Below are 17,174 nucleotides of genomic sequence, written 5' to 3' on the forward strand. Positions count from 1 at the left end.
CAAACTCTCCATAAAAGTTGAGAATGACTTGCTCATTTGCACACCGAATGTGCTTGTTTTACTTCCTTCTATACTATAGAAAGAAATCTTGACGTACTGGTTGGTTCGTTCAGTTTTCAAAGATCAAATTTGTTCGCCGCTTCAAAATGGCGACTTAATTAATATATCATGTGTTTAAGTTAAAGTCAATAACTTTTTTCATGATATTTAATTTGTTTTCTTGCGATGTCGCGACCTCTTGATGCGACGTTTAATAATATACCACGCTTTTAAAGACAGCGTCAATATGTTTTTTCATAAAAAACCCTTTCTTTTATGATAACAAAGAAAGGGCCTTCCATTTAATAGCTTAGTTTTCCTCTTTTCTAGAAACTTTATACATCCGATGATAGATGTTTATCCCCTTCGTATCCTGCAGAACTATCTCTACTAACTCTTTTTCTACTAAATACTCAATCATAGAAGAAAGATCCAGGGCATATTCCTTAATTTCCGGATGGACTTTTAATTCTCCAAATGACCAGGGCTCCTCTCTTTGGTTCATTAAATCAAGGAGATGCTTAGCACTTGTTTTTGCTCGTATACTCACGGCGTGCTCCACCGCAAGGGTCATGAGCTCCACTCTTTTTTCAGGTGACTCTTTGCTCATAATCAACTCTTCGTAATACTTATAGACTTCCGGCTCAATTTTCTTTACTTGATTCCATACGGTCACTTCAGGGTGAAATCCTTTTTCAATAATCGCAAGTCTTGCTAAGTAATGCAAGGAATGAACCATCCGGCTAAAGGCATCAAGGTGGTGCCCATTTTCATATAAATCTTTTGATTCACTGTAGCTGCGAATCAATTTCGCAAATTCAATCGCCTTTTTTAAATCCCTCGTACCTGTTGGAAAAGTCCTAAGCTTTTCTTTAAGTTCACTAATGTAATCATTTCTTTCAAATATTATCGATCCATTAATCACCCATTCCACTGAACGTCGATAAGAACTGGTCTCAATCCAGTGCTGCAATAATTGTTCATCTACAATATGCATAGCGGCAGTTTTTCCTTCAAAATCATAATGTTTCACATACCAAGGTTCCTCAGCCTCTCGCACAATAATAAATAGAATCACATCAAAATTATCAGTGACGGGACTGATCGGTTTTTTCTTTTCTAAAATTAAAATGCCAAGAGTATTCACTTGGCTGGCTCTTTCTTGGTAAATGGGCCGTAATAGATCTTCCATTAAAGTTCCCCCATATCGTAATTCGGTACACTATGTTATTCGATATAGAATAGCAAATTCCTTTTCATAAATATATTTTTCTCATAAAAAATGCTATACTACGGTTGTAAGCTTACTAGGAGGGAAATCAGTTGGCGTTAAAATATACGAGTAAAATTAACAAAATTCGTTCGTTTGCTTTTTGGCTGATTTTTGTTGGGTTTGGCGTCATGTACATAGGTCTTCTTTTTAAAGAAACGGCCTGGGCGATGGCTATATTCATGATTTTGGGGATGGGCTTTATTGGCTTAAGTACTGTTGTTTATTTTTGGATCGGCATGCTTTCTACAAAAACCATCCAAATCGTGTGCCCCAGCTGTGAAAAACCGACAAAAATGCTCGGTCGTGTCGATGCGTGCATGCATTGTAAACAGCCTTTAACCATGGATAAGTCGCTAGAAGGAAAAGAGTTTGATGAAAAATATAATTCAAAACGCTACCAAAAGCAAGAAGCCGATCAACGGACATAAGTACAAAGGCTTAAAGCACCCTGGTATACACGAAACACATAAACAAAACGGCCGCGGGAAGGTGTTTGGCAGATTGCTTATGATGCGACCGTCTGGGCGCTGGAGCAGGATGTCGCTCCTCTAAACATATATCAACAGCTTGGAATTTTATAATTTTCCAGACAATAATAAAAAGGACCTGCTGAAATCAGCAGGTCCTTCTATTTGTTTATTCCTTTAATGGGCAGCTTTAGCTTTGCATTGCGAACAAGTTCCATATACTTCCATGCGATGATGACTTACAGTAAATCCAGTCACCTGTTCAGCTAATGATTCCACTTCATTTAAACTAGGATAGTGAAAATCAACGATCTTACCGCATGATTCACAAATTGCATGATAGTGATCAGATGTATTGCAATCGAAACGGCTTGATGAATCTCCATAAGTTAGTTCTCTAACGAGACCAATTTCTCTAAACACGCGAAGGTTGTTATAAACCGTTGCTACACTCATGTTAGGAAATTTACTCTCTAATGCTTTGTATATTTCATCAGCTGTAGGGTGAGTCATAGAATTCAGTAGGTATTCAAGCACCGCATGACGTTGCGGTGTTATTCGTACCCCAGAATCTTTTAACGTATCTATGGCTTCTTGAAGTCGATGATCTGACACCGTCATGCACCTCGCTTTCATAAACTGATTCTTGATTTAGAAAATTATTAAATTAGAATCCTTATAATTAGTTTAACCTGCTTGTTAATCTATTGTCAAACAAAGTTAATAACTATTCTATGCTCCTTTAAACATCAGGGTGTAAAGGTACTTCCTTCCCGCCTGAACGATAATTTACGTATCGTGCCGCTACAAACAATAAATCAGATAAACGGTTTAAATAGCTGATGACGAGTGGGTTGTTTACTTCTTCCTCTAGTCCAACCGCCGTACGCTCTGCTCTTCTCACTATAGTTCTTGCCATATGAAAAGCCGCTGAAGACTCATGCCCTGAAGGCAGAATAAAGTTCTTTAATGGTGATAATTCTTTATCCCACTGATCAATTTGCTTTTCTAATTCTTCTATATGTTCGTTTTTTAACTGCCATTTTACTTCTTTTCCTTTTGGCGTGGCTAATTCAGCTCCGACATGAAAAAGAATGGTTTGAATTTTATGCATAGCCGCTATAAATGCTTCTTTCCCGTCCCAATCTTCCCGAGTTAAGTGGCTTAATGCCACTCCTATCGAAGAATTTGCTTCATCACAAGTTCCATAAGCTTCTACACGCAAGTTATTTTTGGCCACTCGCGTTCCATAAATGAGCGATGTTTCACCTTTATCCCCTGATCTTGTATATATACGCATGATTAATACCCCCGTTTAGGATCAATTACGTTTTCCAGCTTACCGTTCTTTAAGTATGCTTTTAGATTACGTTCAAATAGTTCAAATCCTCTTGGAATATAATGTGGTGATATTCCTGAAAGATGTGGTGTAACTGTAATGTTTTCTTCATCCCAAAACACATGATTTTCCGGCAGCGGTTCCTCTTCAAACACGTCCAGTACAGCATGAGCCACATCTCCCGAGCGCACGGCGTCAAGGATATCCTCACTTTTCACAAGGTCTCCTCTTCCCATGTTTAGAAAAACGGAATGAGAAGGCATTTTCCTAAAGTGTTCTCTATTTAACAAATACCGTGTACCTGACGTACTAGGTAGGGCGGCAACAAGATAATCTGCCGCTTCAAGCGCTTGATTTATTTCCTCTACATTATACGTTTCGTCAAAATAATCCTTTGATTTGCCAGAGCGTGAAACTCCGATCGTCTTCATTTGAAAAGCCCGGGCAAGTCTTGCAGTTTCTTGAGCAATGGCCCCTGTTCCCAGCAAGACCATCGTACGTTGATTAATTTCTTGCATCGGAACACGACGATCCCACTTGTGTTCTTTTTCCCTATTCGTAAGCATTTTCGCGTTACGGGCGACTTGAAGTATCATCGATAGAGCATACTCAGCCATAGGTTTAGCGTGAATTCCTCTTACATTTGTCACCAGAATATCCTGCTGATCAATTTCGCTAAAAGGCATACGATCCATTCCTGCAGATAAAACCATAATCCATTTCAACTGCTTAGCCATTTGGATTCTTTCCTTGTTTAAGTCTTCCCCATATGTAACAAATACATCTGCTCCAGGTAAATATTCTTCTGCTTCATCCATTCCATGGCAAAAAAGAAATTCTACCTCGTCAAAAGTTTGTTCAAAGTGTTTTCTAACGTCATCAGGTACACGTTTGATAGCTGATAATATAAGCACCGTACCCCTCCTGCCCTGTTTTCTTCTATTCTTATAAGTAAAATATAATTCATCGCAACTTATAGGTAAAGGAGTTTAAACTTCATTACCCTTTTTAATAAAAATGAAACCGTGATAGTATGCCTATCACGGTTTTAAAATTACGCTAGTTTTTCACGAATAAATTGTAAGGCAGATTCAACGTGTCCATCTACTTTAACTTTACGATAGTCTTCAGCAAGCTTTCCCTCTTTATCGATAATAAATGTAGAACGTTCAATTCCGTAATATTCTTTCCCGAAGTTTTTCTTCAGTTTCCAAACGCCATACTCTTCAGCTACTTTGTGATCCTCATCAGCTAATAACAAGAAAGGGAGATCGTGTTTATCAATAAACTTCTTATGGCTTTCAATTGGATCTGGACTGACGCCAAGTACTACGGCATCTAGGTCAGCAAAGCTTTCATGGTGATCACGGAAATCACACGCTTCTGTTGTACATCCTGGAGTCATGTCTTTTGGATAAAAGTATAGTACTACGTTTTGACCTTTATAATCGGATAATTTCACCTTTTCCCCTGTGTGGGCCGTTAGTTCAAAATCTGGCGCTTGTTGTCCTACTTCTACTGTCATACTTAAATCCCTCCTAAATCATTTCTCATTTAAGAGTATCGCATCTGCAGCTAAACTTCCAATCTCAGCTATCTCTTTTTGAGGTTTGCCAGACTTTTGCGACTAAAGCCGCAGGAATGGTATAGCCTATCATTGCTTCTAGAAGGGCGATCCACCGCCCCCAGCCAATAGGCATTAAATCACCATATCCTACTGTAAATAAAGTGACCCCGCTAAAATAAATCCCTCTTGAAATTTCATATCCCCACATTGGAGGGTCATGGTGGACCGTTCTCATAAACACTTCTACACCTCGGACAGATAAGGAAGCATAAATTAACCCAAAGCCAATCATAACTACGGTGTATAAAAGAACAAGGGTAATAAAAATATGAAAAGAAAACATATGATGTTCAATCTCTAGTGAAGTAAATAACTGTCTGATGCTCCCTGAAATGAGTAAAAAACAAATCATAACAATAAATATCGTCATCATAAGGCCACGATCCTTTTTAAAAGTAGACAGGCTTACTCACTAGATATGCGAGTTCTTTCTTTATTATGAGTTCTCTCTAGTCTTCTGCCTAACCAAATCGTGTTAGAATATAGGTTGAATGCTTTTTTGGAGGGATATAAATGAACTTTACACAATCTGAATTATTATATGAAGAAGCACAGACACACATCGTCGGCGGTGTCAATTCTCCTTCTCGTGCTTACAAAGGGGTAGGCGGGGGAACTCCGGTTTACATGGAACGGGGAGAAGGCGCTTATTTCTATGATGTAGACGGGCATAAATACATTGATTACTTAGGGGCATACGGTCCAATTATCACAGGCCATGCCCATCCACATATTACGAGCGCTATTGTTGAAGCTGCTCAAAACGGGGTATTGTACGGGACACCGACGTCTCTAGAAAATCGATTTGCTAAAATGCTGAAAGAGGCAATTCCTTCTCTAGATAAGGTACGGTTCGTCAATTCAGGAACAGAAGCCGTTATGACGACTATTCGAGTCGCACGCGCTTATACAGGCAGAAATAAAATTATAAAATTTGCCGGCTGTTACCATGGCCACTCTGACCTTGTACTTGTCGCAGCAGGTTCAGGTCCTTCTACTTTAGGAACACCTGACTCAGCAGGAGTTCCAGCTTCTATTGCACAGGACGTAATCACCGTCCCGTTTAACGACATTGAACCGTTTAAGCAAGCTCTTGAAAAATTTGGGGATGAAATTGCCGGCGTTTTAGTTGAACCGATCGTTGGAAATTTTGGTATTGTAGAACCTAAACCAGGATTTCTTCAGCAAGTGAACGACCTGACACATGACGCTGGAGCTCTTGTTATCTATGATGAAGTCATTACAGCTTTTCGTTTTACGTACGGAAGTGCTCAGCAGCTTCTAAACATTGAACCCGACATGACAGCGATGGGTAAAATTATTGGCGGCGGTCTTCCGATTGGAGCCTACGGCGGTCGTGCCGATATTATGGAACAAGTGGCTCCGCTGGGTCCTGCTTACCAAGCAGGAACAATGGCCGGCAACCCAGCTTCAATGTCAGCAGGCATTGCATGTCTAGAGGTACTGAAGCAAGAAGGAGTTTACGAAGAAATGGATCGTTTAGGTGCAATGCTTGAACAAGGTATTTTAGAAAAAGCAGAAACTCATGACATCGACCTAACCGTTAATCGATTAAAAGGAGCGCTCACTGTCTATTTCACTAATGAACAAGTCGAAAACTACGAACAAGCAGAAAATACTGACGGAGAACAATTCACTCAATTTTTCAAATTAATGTTGGAAGAGGGCATTAACTTAGCGCCATCTAAATATGAAGCATGGTTCTTAACGACTGCCCATAAAGAAGAAGATATTATACAAACCATAGAGGCGGTAGATCGGACATTTAAGAAAATGGCTCAGCATCTCTAATTCACTAAGCGCACATCCTACAAAGGGAGTGCGCTTTTCTAATCTGATTACAGTCGTTATGATAAGGGTAATGTTCACATAACATTCTATATTTCTGCAGTATATATCGTATATAATGAATGAGTAATAATTTTACAGAGAAGGATGAATAACATGAAGCTTGGAGCTCGCATGATGAAAACGGGACTGGCCGTTGCTGTCGCTTTATATATAGCCAGCCTGTTAGGGTTTATCAGCCCATTACTCGCCGCTATTGCAGCGATCTTCTCCATTCAGCCATCGATTTACAGGTCATACCAATCGATTGTTGAACAAATTCAAGCCAATATAATAGGTGCAGTCGTAGCAATTATTGCGGTTTTCACTTTAGGTAATGATCCTTTCATCGTCGCTTTTGCAATTATTGTCGTCATCGGATTAACGATGAACTTAAAGATGAATGAAAATACGATTTCTTTAGCAGCTGTAGCAGTTATCGCTCTTATGGATTCAACAGACCAGACCTTTATATATTTCGCAGCTTCACGTTTTGCTTCTCTGATCTTAGGGATATTAGCAGCTTTTCTTGTTAATTTAATGTTTGTGCCTCCAAAATACGAAACGAGGCTCTTCACAAAAATTGATACATCTACAAATGAAATTCTACAGTGGCTGCGCGTCATGACACGCCAGCTGTCTGATGAACCAGCTTTAAAATATGAGATTACAAGGATCCAGGACAATATCCGCTGGACCGACCATACTTATCTTCTTTATTCTGAAGAACGTACGTATTTTAAAGGTTCACGTTTTTCAAAAGGGCGAAAGCTCGTCTTGTTCAGGCAGCTCATCACGACGACAAAAAAATCATTTGATGTGTTAAAAGCTTTTTATCGGTTAGAAAGTAAAATCGAACAAATCCCTTATGAATTCCAAGATGCCCTTGTTGGAGAACTGGATAAGTTAATAAACGCGCACGAAAAACTTCTCCTAAGTTTAAAAGGGCGTATTCGCGAGACCCATAAAAAATCTTTGCGTCAAATCGAAGAACCAAACATTCCGATGCTGGTTGAAAAGTTAATGAAAGAATATGAAGATAGCAACCATCATCCTGATAAGCTTGTCTTTCTTCCGCTCGCTTCCCAGCTGATGGAATACTACTACCAACTCGAAAAACTTAAGCGCTTGTTAAAAAGTTATCAAAAGTATCATCCTAACAATTACCTTCAAACCACTGATAAATAAAAAAGAAACCCGGTGAGATATCCTTTAGACGAGGCTGGGACAAAACTGAATAAAGCTTAAAATAATCCGAACGATTCTATAGAAATCAGTTCGGATTATTTATATTAAATCGAAATTACACCATCGCTCCGCCAAAACACTTCGCTTTCCTCGCGGCGGGTACCAGGTACCGAAATTCACACTTGGCACTTCGCCCTTTTACAGCTTTTCGGTACCTGGTACCCTTATGCTCCCTCGCTGCAATAGAGTATCTCCACTGTTGCGGCATTTTCTCCATCTATCCAAAGGGAGCCAGGTGAAGGAGTGTCTTTTTCTGGCTTAAGGAACTTCCAAGGAGCGAGGACCCTTCCACTCCTGCGGAAGAACGAGTGAGCCGAGATCGCCGAGTGTGGGTTTCACGAGGAAGCTCGGGCTCTCGTCCGCGGAAAGGGAAGGTCCTTCGCTCCTGAAAGCAAGTAAAAAAGCTTGCGGAAAACCTAAATTTTCCACAAGCTGAGGAGACCCGGTATGGTCTCCTTTTTTACGTTCCCATATATTCTGTTTGATTGTCATCCAGCTGCTGCACCTGGTAAAGATCATAATAATGTCCTTTACGCCTGATTAATTCTTCATGGGAGCCCACCTCCACAATTTCTCCATTTTCAATATGCACGATACGACTCGCGTGAGTAATCGTAGCTAAACGGTGAGCTACAATGAACGTTGTCCGATCGGAAGCTAATCGCTCCAGAGCATTTTGGATTAAGTTTTCGCTTTCTAAATCCAATGCAGAGGTAGCTTCATCTAATATGAGCAATGGAGGGTTCTTCAAAAACACCCGTGCAATGGCCACACGCTGCTTTTGACCTCCCGACAGCTTAACACCTCTTTCTCCAACCAAAGTATCGTAACCATCAGGTAGATCCATAATGAACTCATGTGCATTCGCCGCCTTTGCCGCTTCTATTACTTGTTCATCTGAAGCATCCGGGTCCCCCATTTGTATATTCATTTTAATCGAATCACTAAATAAGATGTTATCTTGAAGCACCATTCCAATTTTATCGCGCAACGTTCGAGCTTGAACATCACGAATGTCTTTCCCATCAATCAAAATCTGACCGCTGGTGACATCATAAAAACGAGGGATTAAACTGATTAGTGTAGATTTTCCTCCCCCGCTCATTCCCACAAAAGCAATGGTTTCACCTTTTTCAACTTCCAGGTTCACATTCTTCAATACAGTAGGGTCGTTTTCTCCATAGCTGAAAGAAATATTTTTTAACGATACATCTCCGTGTACGTTTTCCAGTGGTTTAGCATTCTTTCGATCAACTATATCGTACCGCTCATCCATAAATTCAAACACTCGATCCATTGATGCGATCGACTGTGTCAGTACGGTAGATGAGTTGACTAGTCGGCGAAGCGGATTGTAAACCCGATCCATATACCCAGTAAAGGCAACCATTGTACCTACTGTCATCGATCCATTGATGACTTGATAACCTGCAAACGCAATGACAAGCAATGGAGCCAAATCAGTAATTGTGTTCGTAATGGAATACGTATACGCATTCCAGTTTGTATGCTTCAATGCTTTATTTAAGAAGTTAGAATTTCTTGTATCAAATTGGTTTTGCTCATAGTTCTCAAGAGCGAAACTCCGTGTTACAGGCACCCCTTGCACCCGTTCATGCAAATGCCCTTGCACTTCCGCCAGAGCTTGAGAACGGTCTCTAGTTAATTTTCTAAGACGAGCGTAGAAGTACTTCACAGCGAACCCATAAAACGGAAACAGCGCCACTGCTACGAGTGTAAGCCAAGGATCCATCGTCAGCATAATAATAATAGCAATAACTATAGTAAACATGTCGAGCCAGATATTCATCAATCCTGTAATGACAAACGTTTTCGTCTGCTCAACATCATGGATCACTCTTGAAATGATTTCGCCGGTTTTCGTACGAGAATAAAAACCAAGACTCAGCCTTTGAATGTGATCGAACAACTTGTCACGAATATCATAAAGTACTTTACTTCCAATCCATTGAGCCAGATATTGCCTTGCATATTCGACGGGAGGCCGCATGATCATAAAAACAAAAAAGGCGCCTCCCATTAAGAGAAGCAGCTGATCAATTTTTTCTGATTGAGCTAAAGACTCTGAATTGATGATATCATCAATGACATATTTAATAATTAAGGGCATTAATAAAGGAATAGAAAATTTCAATACGCCAATTAAAACAGTAAGAATGATTTTCCCTTTGTACGGTTTAACAAATGATAAATAACGCTTAATGCTTCCCAATCGTACCACCTGCCTTTCACTAAAAACGCAAGCAAGCGCACCGCCGGACAGTGCGCACTACTATTCATCGATACGTTAAGTATCGTTCATACCATTGATCAATAAATTCTGGAGAAAAAGGTCCCTTACGCTGCCTAATCCAGCGTATCAGTACATCTATATTGTTGTATAAGATACGATCTAAAACGTGTGGATAATTCATCTGTCTTTTGTGCAGTTCGTATTCGTCTTCGTCCAACAATTTAAATGTCATGTCAGGAAACACTTTGATATCAAGATCATAATCAATGTATTTAATAATTCCATCTTCATAAATAAACGGAGAGCTAATATTACAATAATAATATACGCCATCTGTACGAAGCATTCCAATCACATTAAACCAGTGCTTCGAATGAAAATAACAAATAGCCGGTTCGCGAGTGATCCACGTCCGCCCGTCGCTTTCTTGAACGCGTGTACGATCATTCGCACCAATAATTACATTTTTTGTCCCTTTTAGAACCGTTGTACTCTCCCAAACGCGGTGCAGTTTACCATTATGTTTATAACTTTGTATTTCCGTTTGAACTCCAGAGTCCGGGCCGGGCATAATCATCTCCCCTTCCCTCAATTATCCCGCTAGTCACCTTTAACTATTATAACGAGTTATGTCTCCGAATGAAAACAATAGTATTTATATATGTAAGAAGCCGTCCAAATTTGGACGGCCCCTGGGAGTTTGATGCAGGCTAAATTGCAAGCCTGTACAGACAAGTATCAAGCGTTATTTTTTCTTAGCTTGAGACTTTTGGTTTTGTTGACGTACTTGCTGTGCGTCAGTTTGTTCTGCGCCAAATTCAGTACCATATTGGTTCTGACCTTTAGCAGCTTGTTGAGCGTTTTGCTGAGCGTTTTGCTGAGCAGCTTGTTGGTTTTTTTGTCTTACATGATTCATATCTGTACCCGCTGCAGTTTTACCTTGTTTCGGTTGCTTAGCCATCAGTATCACCTCCGCAAAATTATTCTGCGCAGGTTTCCAAAAAACATTCATTTAATTTCATTATTTTTTTCAAAAAATCTTTTTGACCTTATGAGCAAATTTCTGGTTTAAATGATGGGAATTTCGTGAACAGTACATATAAAAGACGCTCCCTGTAAAGAGAGCGCCTTGTGTTAATTTATTTCCTATTGCAGGCGTTTTGCGCCAATGTAGCGTGGGTTCCAGTAAGTATTAGATAGTGAACTAATTTCAACACCACGAGAAGATCCAGCGTGGATAAACTGATTGCCACCTACATAGATACCAGCGTGAGATGCGCCAGGCTTATATGTTTCGAAGAAAACAATATCGCCTACTTGAAGATTAGACTTGCTTACTGAAGTCATACGGCTGTCTGCATACATGGAAGCAACTGTACGAGGAAGGTCCTTGCCTGTTTTACTGAATACGTACTGTAAGAAACCACTGCAGTCAAATCCAGATGGAGAAGTTCCACCCCAAGAGTAAGGAGTACCAATATGCTTCTTAGCTTCACTAACTACTCCAGTGTTTGAAGATGTAGAAGTGCCTTTCACCTTCTCAGAGCTGCTAGATGAGTTTGAGCTAGATGAACTTGAAGAACTTGAGCTGTTTGATGTCTTTTTAAGATCAAGCTTTTGACCCACATAAATAAGATAGCTGGAAATGCCGTTCCAGCTTTTCAGGTTAGAGACACTCACTCCGTATTTGCTTCCGATTTTAGACAACGTATCTCCTGATTTTACAGTATAAGTTGTCGCATTAGAGCTTGAAGAGCTGGAGCTGCTGGAAGAACTAGAGTTAGATGAGCTTGAAGAACTAGATCCATTAATCTTTAAATTTTTTCCTGCATAGATTAAAGATGAGCTTAAGTTATTCCAATCCATTAAGTTGCTTACAGATACACCATGCTTCGAAGCAATCTTAGAAAGAGTATCTCCACTCTTGATTTTGTATGTACTGCTTTCACTTGAACTAGAAGAACTATTTGAAGAGCTATCCTTATCAACGACTAAACTTTGACCGACAAGAATGAGATCACTGTTCAAGTTGTTCCAAGATTTCAAGTCTGAAATGCTCGTGTTATATTTGTTACTTAGTTTCCACAAAGAATCTCCAGATTTAACCTCGTGTGATTCATCTGCCATTACTGTGCCACCGAAAAGCGACGCACCGACAATCGTTCCAAATACTGTTGTTGCTAGACGTTTTTTATTCATCTTATTTACCCTCTCTTTTATATAATTCATTTTATTTAAATTCAGAGTTTAATAATTTTGAGTAGTTCGATTAGGCTACGTTCTGTATTGCTTGTTTTGCTCTGTTACCTATTATTCATATTTTTCTATGTCTTGTCTACACAGTTAAACATTGGAAAATCCCTATTAATCTATGAAACCCGTTGATGTGACAAGGTTCAGCAAGTTTCGTTACAGTTCCATTACAGTTCCATTACAAGTGTCATTTTTCCTGAAATTCATGTCTTTTTTCATGCATAAAAATCTCCAAAAACCCTATAATACTAAGGGAAAGGAGAGATATAATGTATGTAGGTCGAGATATGTCGGAACTTAGCATGGAATCGAAAAAAAATTGGCAGGATCGGGAGCTTGGCTACTTTCATTATGCTCTATCACAAACCGCTCCTTACTTAAATCAAGAGGGTGTCACTTTATTACGAGAAATTAACGAAGAAATTAAGCTCCGCGGTGGTTTGAAACAACGCGAAGCTTCGTGGGAAAGCGGTTCTAAACCTGCTTTTGATTAATTGAATGATAAGTGTTTGTGAATCTTTTGGTGGGATACAGGAAACGGGTACTTTTGAATCTGGTCTTTACTTACAAATTGAGCATTTTCTCGATCTAATGTACCCTTTCTTACGTACGCATTCTTTACACTCATATCCCAGATTAAATGAGAAAACACGTGATGGACATGATCAATAGTAGAACCGATATCAATCGTTATTCCATACTCAGCCTGAAACCAGTCTGGGATGTCATTTTCAGCAATTTCAGAAATAGGGACCATTGGATACTGCCATAAAGATGCTAATAATCCTTTTGATGGACGTTGTTCAACAAGCACTTCCCCTTCTTCATTTTCAATAAATAAAGCCACATAAGGTTGTTTCTTCTGTTTCTTTGATTTCGATTTGATGGGAAGTTCTCCTTCTTTCCCTTCACTGAAAGCCCGGCATTCATCTTGCACAGGACATAACATACACGAGGGAGATTTCGGGGTGCAAATAATCGCACCAAGTTCCATTAACCCTTGGTTAAATGCAGAAGGATCTTCTTTAGAAATCAATCCACGAACGAGATACTCAAATAAATTTTTTGTGCTCGCTTTTGCAATATCTTCTTCAACTAACAATATACGTGATAATACTCTCATCACGTTTCCGTCTACAGCCGGTTCAGCCTGATCATAGGCAATACTTAGAATTGCTCCTTTCGTGTAAGGTCCCACGCCTTTTAAATCCCCCAGTTGTTCTTTATTATGAGGAACCTTTCCTCCATAATACTCAACAACCTCCCGAACAGCGTTTTGTAAGTTCCGCGCTCGGGAATAGTAACCTAAGCCCTCCCACGCTTTTAGAACGTCTTGCTCCGGAGCCTTTGCCAAAGCTTCAGTAGTTGGAAACTGTTCCATAAAATTATTAAAATAAGGGATGACTGTATCAACCCGTGTTTGTTGGAGCATAATTTCTGATACCCATACGCGATAAGGGTCCTGGTTTTCTCTCCAGGGCAGGATACGTTGTTCTTTTTTAAACCAGTCTATTAAGTGAGCACGAAAGGCTTCTGCATTAAAGTTTTCTAAAATATAAGTTACTCTTTCTTGCTGTTTCATTTGATTATCATCCTTTATTTTGCACTAGTTTATTGTTGTCGGCCAAAGGAGGAAGAATTCATGGATACTGGCACTCATGTGGTCATGGGTGTAGCTCTTGGCGGGTTAGCTACGCTTGACCCGGTCGTTCAAGCCGATCCCACACTGGCAAATGCAGTGATTGTCGGAACTTTGATCGGCTCACAAGCACCCGATTCGGATACGATATTAAAACTTAAAAACAATGCCGTTTATATCCGCCACCACCGAGGTATTACGCATTCCATTCCTGCCGTTATTTTATGGGGAATTGGACTTGCTTCCCTCATCTATTTGTTCACTCCGGAAGTGAACTTTTTACACCTTTGGCTTTGGACCTTTCTAGCCGTTATTTTACATGTGTTTGTTGATGTGTTTAATGCCTACGGAACTCAAGCTTACAGGCCGTTCACTAAAAGGTGGGTAGCTTATGGATTCATTAATACATTTGATCCTTACATTTTCACCATGCATTTAGCGGGCATTGTGGCTTGGAATTTAGGAGCAGATCCTGCTTATATGTGGCTCATCATTTACTTTGTCATTGCCTTATATTATGTTAAACGATATTTCGACAAACGTGAACTCGTTAAACTTGTATACGAACATTTTGACGACATTGTGCAAATTGCCACTTCGCCTACCATTCGTCAAAGCGTATGGCGTATTGCCATAGAGACAAAGACAAATTACTATGTAGGTCATGCTGAAGATGGACATATTAAAATTTATGATGAATTTTTATACAAGGAAATCGATTATGAAGATCCAATCATTCAAAAAGCTTTAACAGATCCAAACATCAAAGCCTTTTTGTCATTTTCACCTGTATATCGTTACGACATTCGTTATTACGATGAATATACAGAAGTCAGGTTTATTGATTTAAGATATCGCTCAAAGGGACGTTATCCATTCGTCGCACTTGTTCAAATTGATGATGAGCACGGCGACGATTTAAAGATTTTAAACTCTTATACCGGCTGGGTCTTTACAGAAGAGAAACTTCAAGACAAATTAACCTTAGCTGCAGAAACAAAATAAATGAATCCAGGCTGGGAACGCCTGGATTCATTTATTGTTCATACCCCTTTTTGTTGAGCATGTCTTTATATTTAGGGTTGGTCGCGATATAATCGTGAAGCTTTGGACCGTAATTCTCTATCCATCGAATCACGATCTGTTCTGTCACCTGTTTTCCTTTATAATCGTAACCCGCTTTTGCCCGTGTGGATTCAAAATCTTCCCACAGTAATTCTACCCATGTACGTGCTTCATCTATTGTTAAACGACTATTTTTTTCATAAAGCTGTTCGGCTAATTGCTGGTGAATCTCTTCCATTCTGCATCCTCCTTTCATGGAAAAGTTTACACCCCATTTTATCACATAAACGCCTTTATTCTACACAAACTAGAAGAGCCACATCACAGTGGCATCTAGGAGGATAACTGATGCGAAATAAAGCAAAAGACTTTCCTAACAGAAAAATGACACACTCCCCCGACGATCAAAGCGAGTATTTAGCATTACGTCCGAATGGCACGATTAATTCTAAACCTCAAGAACGTGCTATGCACTCAAGAGAACGCGACGTGAATCAAGGAGGTAAATACTAAAATGGGAAAGAGAAATAAAACCCAAAAGTCCCTTCATCGAGGAGCGAAGCATTTAAATCACCGAGTAAACGGTGAAACTGAGCAAACTCAAGCTGATCAAATTACTGAAACTCAGGCAAGAAAAAGATCATAATCTTTTTGCGCAGTCACTTCACTGGCTGCGCTTTTTAATAACTTACTTTCTTGCCAAGCATAGAAATTGGCAATGCTTCTTCTTTGTCACTTGTTTTGCTGCCAGTTAAATTAATGCGGTACCCCCAGGCGAAGACGCCGTTCATGTAGTCAATGTGAAACGTGTGAGCAGGATCACCTTCAATTTGGTAAACAGTGTTACGTTCGAATTCACCTGGATCCATCATATAGGCTTTCGCCATAATAATCTTTCGTTCATAAACCGCGTATTCATTAATAATCCCCATCTGCTCTGCTTTCCTCGCCTTCTCAGTTAGCTGAGCTACTTCGTTTCTTAATTCTTCATAACTATATTCACTATATCTTTTTTCCATCTTATAATCCCCTTTTTAATACCGATTCATGCCGTTACTGTTTTCATTTTACCAGTCTTTTGTCACAATATAAATACTACCAACGGGGAGGATATCACATGAGAAAAGCATTAATTAGTGGAGCAGGTACTGGGTTAGGACGAGCTTTAGCTTTGCAATACGCTCAAAATGATTACAACGTCATTTTAACAGGGAGAACAGAAAGAAAGCTGCTGCTCGTTCAAAAGGAAATAAAAGAACGTGGTGGAGAGGCTGAGCTCCTCATCTGCGATGTTACTGAGCCTGCATCCGTCCAGGAAGCGTTTAAGCAGCTGGATCATATCGATGTATTAATTAATAATGCAGGATTAGGTATTTTTGGCGATTTGTCTTTCTACACTTCTGAAGATATCGATCAGATGATGAACACAAACGTCAAAGGAACCATTCTTATGACACAAGCGGCCATTCCATTTCTGAAACGCTCCAATGGACGTGTGTTAAATATCATTTCCACAGCAGGCCTGCGAGGGAAAAAGTGCGAAACTGTTTATTGTGCTTCTAAATTTGCTGTTCGCGGCTTTACAGAAAGCCTGCATAAAGAATGGGAAAGTGAGCCGATGAAAGCAACTGCAGTGTATATGGGAGGGATGAACACGCCTTTCTGGGATGAGAGTGACCATGTGAGCCAGCCGGAAAATCTAAAAGGTCCTGAGGGAGTAGCGGAGAAGATATTCAATGAAGATGATGGCCGCCCTGAAATCTTTGTAGATCGCTAGGTCTATGGGGCCATGCCATTCATGCAATAAAGGAGCAGACCAATTCTGGTCTGCTCCTTTGCTTTAAAAGAATTATTCGCCTAATCCTTCTTCTTTTGTTTTTTGAACAAGGGCTTCAACTGCTTGATCTGCATCTGAACCTTCAGCAGTATATTTAATTTCAGCACCATTAGGAATACCTAGAGACATAACACCCATGATGGATTTCATATTTACGGATTTCCCTTTATATTCGATGTTTACGTCTGACTCGTATTGTCCTGCTACTTGTACAAGGGCTGTAGCTGGACGAGCGTGTACACCGTCTGCTGCTGTGATTTTCATTGTTTGTTCTGCCATAATAAA

The 17,174-nt window shown here is 39.8% G+C and carries 22 protein-coding genes; 8 read left to right on the forward strand and 14 right to left on the reverse strand.

Going from position 1 to position 17,174, the window contains the following annotated elements:
• Positions 1-349 precede the first annotated feature (349 nt).
• Entirely contained in the window at positions 350-1,231 is an 882-nt protein-coding gene (locus tag ACGTNH_RS15020; protein ID WP_394587719.1) for a nucleotidyltransferase-like protein, read from the reverse strand.
• A 131-nt stretch (positions 1,232-1,362) separates the two neighbouring features.
• On the opposite strand from ACGTNH_RS15020, the gene ACGTNH_RS15025 reads away from it, so the two are divergent.
• Positions 1,363-1,740, forward strand: coding sequence for a YgzB family protein (locus ACGTNH_RS15025; RefSeq protein WP_394587720.1), 378 nt, complete (start codon positions 1,363-1,365; stop codon positions 1,738-1,740).
• Between the two features lie 216 nt (positions 1,741-1,956).
• Here the strand turns inward: ACGTNH_RS15025 and perR are convergent, their stop codons facing one another.
• The 5 genes from perR to ACGTNH_RS15050 all read right to left on the reverse strand — a co-directional run bounded on the left by perR (position 1,957) and on the right by ACGTNH_RS15050 (position 5,118).
• A complete protein-coding gene (gene perR / locus ACGTNH_RS15030; RefSeq protein ID WP_394588497.1) occupies positions 1,957-2,400 on the reverse strand; it encodes a peroxide-responsive transcriptional repressor PerR in 444 nt (147 codons plus the stop codon).
• Between the two features lie 121 nt (positions 2,401-2,521).
• Complete coding sequence (locus ACGTNH_RS15035) at positions 2,522-3,079, reverse strand: cob(I)yrinic acid a,c-diamide adenosyltransferase (RefSeq protein WP_394587721.1); 558 nt, start codon at positions 3,077-3,079, stop codon at positions 2,522-2,524.
• A gap of 2 nt (positions 3,080-3,081) precedes the next feature.
• Positions 3,082-4,032: a D-2-hydroxyacid dehydrogenase gene (locus ACGTNH_RS15040; RefSeq protein ID WP_394587722.1), complete on the reverse strand. Its 951-nt coding sequence runs from the start codon at positions 4,030-4,032 to the stop codon at positions 3,082-3,084.
• Between the two features lie 140 nt (positions 4,033-4,172).
• Positions 4,173-4,643, reverse strand: a complete 471-nt coding sequence (gene bcp, locus ACGTNH_RS15045) for a thioredoxin-dependent thiol peroxidase (RefSeq protein WP_188377606.1) — start codon at positions 4,641-4,643, stop codon at positions 4,173-4,175.
• Between the two features lie 64 nt (positions 4,644-4,707).
• Positions 4,708-5,118, reverse strand: coding sequence for an ion channel (locus ACGTNH_RS15050; RefSeq protein ID WP_394587723.1), 411 nt, complete (start codon positions 5,116-5,118; stop codon positions 4,708-4,710).
• A 140-nt stretch (positions 5,119-5,258) separates the two neighbouring features.
• Between ACGTNH_RS15050 and ACGTNH_RS15055 the strand changes: the two genes are divergently transcribed.
• Positions 5,259-6,557, forward strand: coding sequence for a glutamate-1-semialdehyde 2,1-aminomutase (locus ACGTNH_RS15055; protein WP_394587724.1), 1,299 nt, complete (start codon positions 5,259-5,261; stop codon positions 6,555-6,557).
• A gap of 153 nt (positions 6,558-6,710) precedes the next feature.
• Positions 6,711-7,781: an FUSC family protein gene (locus ACGTNH_RS15060; RefSeq protein ID WP_394587725.1), complete on the forward strand. Its 1,071-nt coding sequence runs from the start codon at positions 6,711-6,713 to the stop codon at positions 7,779-7,781.
• A 520-nt stretch (positions 7,782-8,301) separates the two neighbouring features.
• On the opposite strand, the gene ACGTNH_RS15065 is transcribed toward ACGTNH_RS15060, so the two are convergent.
• From ACGTNH_RS15065 to ACGTNH_RS15080, 4 genes are all read right to left on the reverse strand, one after another.
• Positions 8,302-10,074 carry an ABC transporter ATP-binding protein gene (locus ACGTNH_RS15065; RefSeq protein ID WP_394587726.1) on the reverse strand — a complete coding sequence of 591 codons (1,773 nt, stop codon included), beginning with the start codon at positions 10,072-10,074 and terminating at the stop codon, positions 8,302-8,304.
• A 64-nt stretch (positions 10,075-10,138) separates the two neighbouring features.
• Complete coding sequence (gene ntdP, locus ACGTNH_RS15070; protein WP_188377611.1) at positions 10,139-10,666, reverse strand: nucleoside tri-diphosphate phosphatase; 528 nt, start codon at positions 10,664-10,666, stop codon at positions 10,139-10,141.
• Between the two features lie 174 nt (positions 10,667-10,840).
• Positions 10,841-11,056, reverse strand: coding sequence for a gamma-type small acid-soluble spore protein (locus ACGTNH_RS15075; protein ID WP_394587727.1), 216 nt, complete (start codon positions 11,054-11,056; stop codon positions 10,841-10,843).
• Positions 11,057-11,241: 185 nt separating this feature from the next.
• Positions 11,242-12,294: a C40 family peptidase gene (locus tag ACGTNH_RS15080; protein WP_394587728.1), complete on the reverse strand. Its 1,053-nt coding sequence runs from the start codon at positions 12,292-12,294 to the stop codon at positions 11,242-11,244.
• 323 nt (positions 12,295-12,617) lie between these two features.
• Here ACGTNH_RS15080 and yfhS point away from each other — a divergent pair, with 323 nt between their 5' ends.
• A complete protein-coding gene (gene yfhS / locus ACGTNH_RS15085; RefSeq protein ID WP_394587729.1) occupies positions 12,618-12,842 on the forward strand; it encodes a mother cell protein YfhS in 225 nt (74 codons plus the stop codon).
• Here yfhS and mutY read toward each other — a convergent pair.
• Positions 12,839-13,930, reverse strand: coding sequence for an A/G-specific adenine glycosylase (mutY, locus tag ACGTNH_RS15090; RefSeq protein WP_394587730.1), 1,092 nt, complete (start codon positions 13,928-13,930; stop codon positions 12,839-12,841). The two genes, yfhS and mutY, sit on opposite strands and share 4 nt — an antisense overlap.
• A gap of 60 nt (positions 13,931-13,990) precedes the next feature.
• On the opposite strand from mutY, the gene ACGTNH_RS15095 reads away from it, so the two are divergent.
• The gene (locus tag ACGTNH_RS15095; protein ID WP_394587732.1) at positions 13,991-14,992 is read left to right on the forward strand and encodes a metal-dependent hydrolase; all 1,002 of its coding nucleotides are present in this window, start codon (positions 13,991-13,993) and stop codon (positions 14,990-14,992) included.
• A gap of 31 nt (positions 14,993-15,023) precedes the next feature.
• On the opposite strand, the gene ACGTNH_RS15100 is transcribed toward ACGTNH_RS15095, so the two are convergent.
• Entirely contained in the window at positions 15,024-15,290 is a 267-nt protein-coding gene (locus tag ACGTNH_RS15100) for a YfhJ family protein (RefSeq protein WP_394587734.1), read from the reverse strand.
• 110 nt (positions 15,291-15,400) lie between these two features.
• On the opposite strand from ACGTNH_RS15100, the gene sspK reads away from it, so the two are divergent.
• Together sspK and ACGTNH_RS15110 are read left to right on the forward strand one after the other, a co-directional pair.
• Complete coding sequence (gene sspK / locus ACGTNH_RS15105; protein WP_188377618.1) at positions 15,401-15,565, forward strand: small acid-soluble spore protein K; 165 nt, start codon at positions 15,401-15,403, stop codon at positions 15,563-15,565.
• 1 nt (position 15,566) lies between these two features.
• Positions 15,567-15,698: a YpzG family protein gene (locus ACGTNH_RS15110; RefSeq protein WP_394587735.1), complete on the forward strand. Its 132-nt coding sequence runs from the start codon at positions 15,567-15,569 to the stop codon at positions 15,696-15,698.
• 34 nt (positions 15,699-15,732) lie between these two features.
• Here the strand turns inward: ACGTNH_RS15110 and ACGTNH_RS15115 are convergent, their stop codons facing one another.
• A complete protein-coding gene (locus tag ACGTNH_RS15115) occupies positions 15,733-16,071 on the reverse strand; it encodes a YfhH family protein (protein WP_394587736.1) in 339 nt (112 codons plus the stop codon).
• Between the two features lie 98 nt (positions 16,072-16,169).
• Between ACGTNH_RS15115 and ACGTNH_RS15120 the strand changes: the two genes are divergently transcribed.
• Positions 16,170-16,829: an SDR family NAD(P)-dependent oxidoreductase gene (locus ACGTNH_RS15120; RefSeq protein ID WP_394587737.1), complete on the forward strand. Its 660-nt coding sequence runs from the start codon at positions 16,170-16,172 to the stop codon at positions 16,827-16,829.
• Between the two features lie 72 nt (positions 16,830-16,901).
• Here the strand turns inward: ACGTNH_RS15120 and ACGTNH_RS15125 are convergent, their stop codons facing one another.
• The gene (locus ACGTNH_RS15125; protein WP_394587739.1) at positions 16,902-17,168 is read right to left on the reverse strand and encodes a phosphocarrier protein HPr; all 267 of its coding nucleotides are present in this window, start codon (positions 17,166-17,168) and stop codon (positions 16,902-16,904) included.
• Between the last annotated feature and the right edge of the window lie 6 nt (positions 17,169-17,174).

This window comes from Halobacillus sp. B23F22_1 (assembly GCF_043497005.1).
Lineage (GTDB): Bacteria > Bacillota > Bacilli > Bacillales > Halobacillaceae > Halobacillus_A.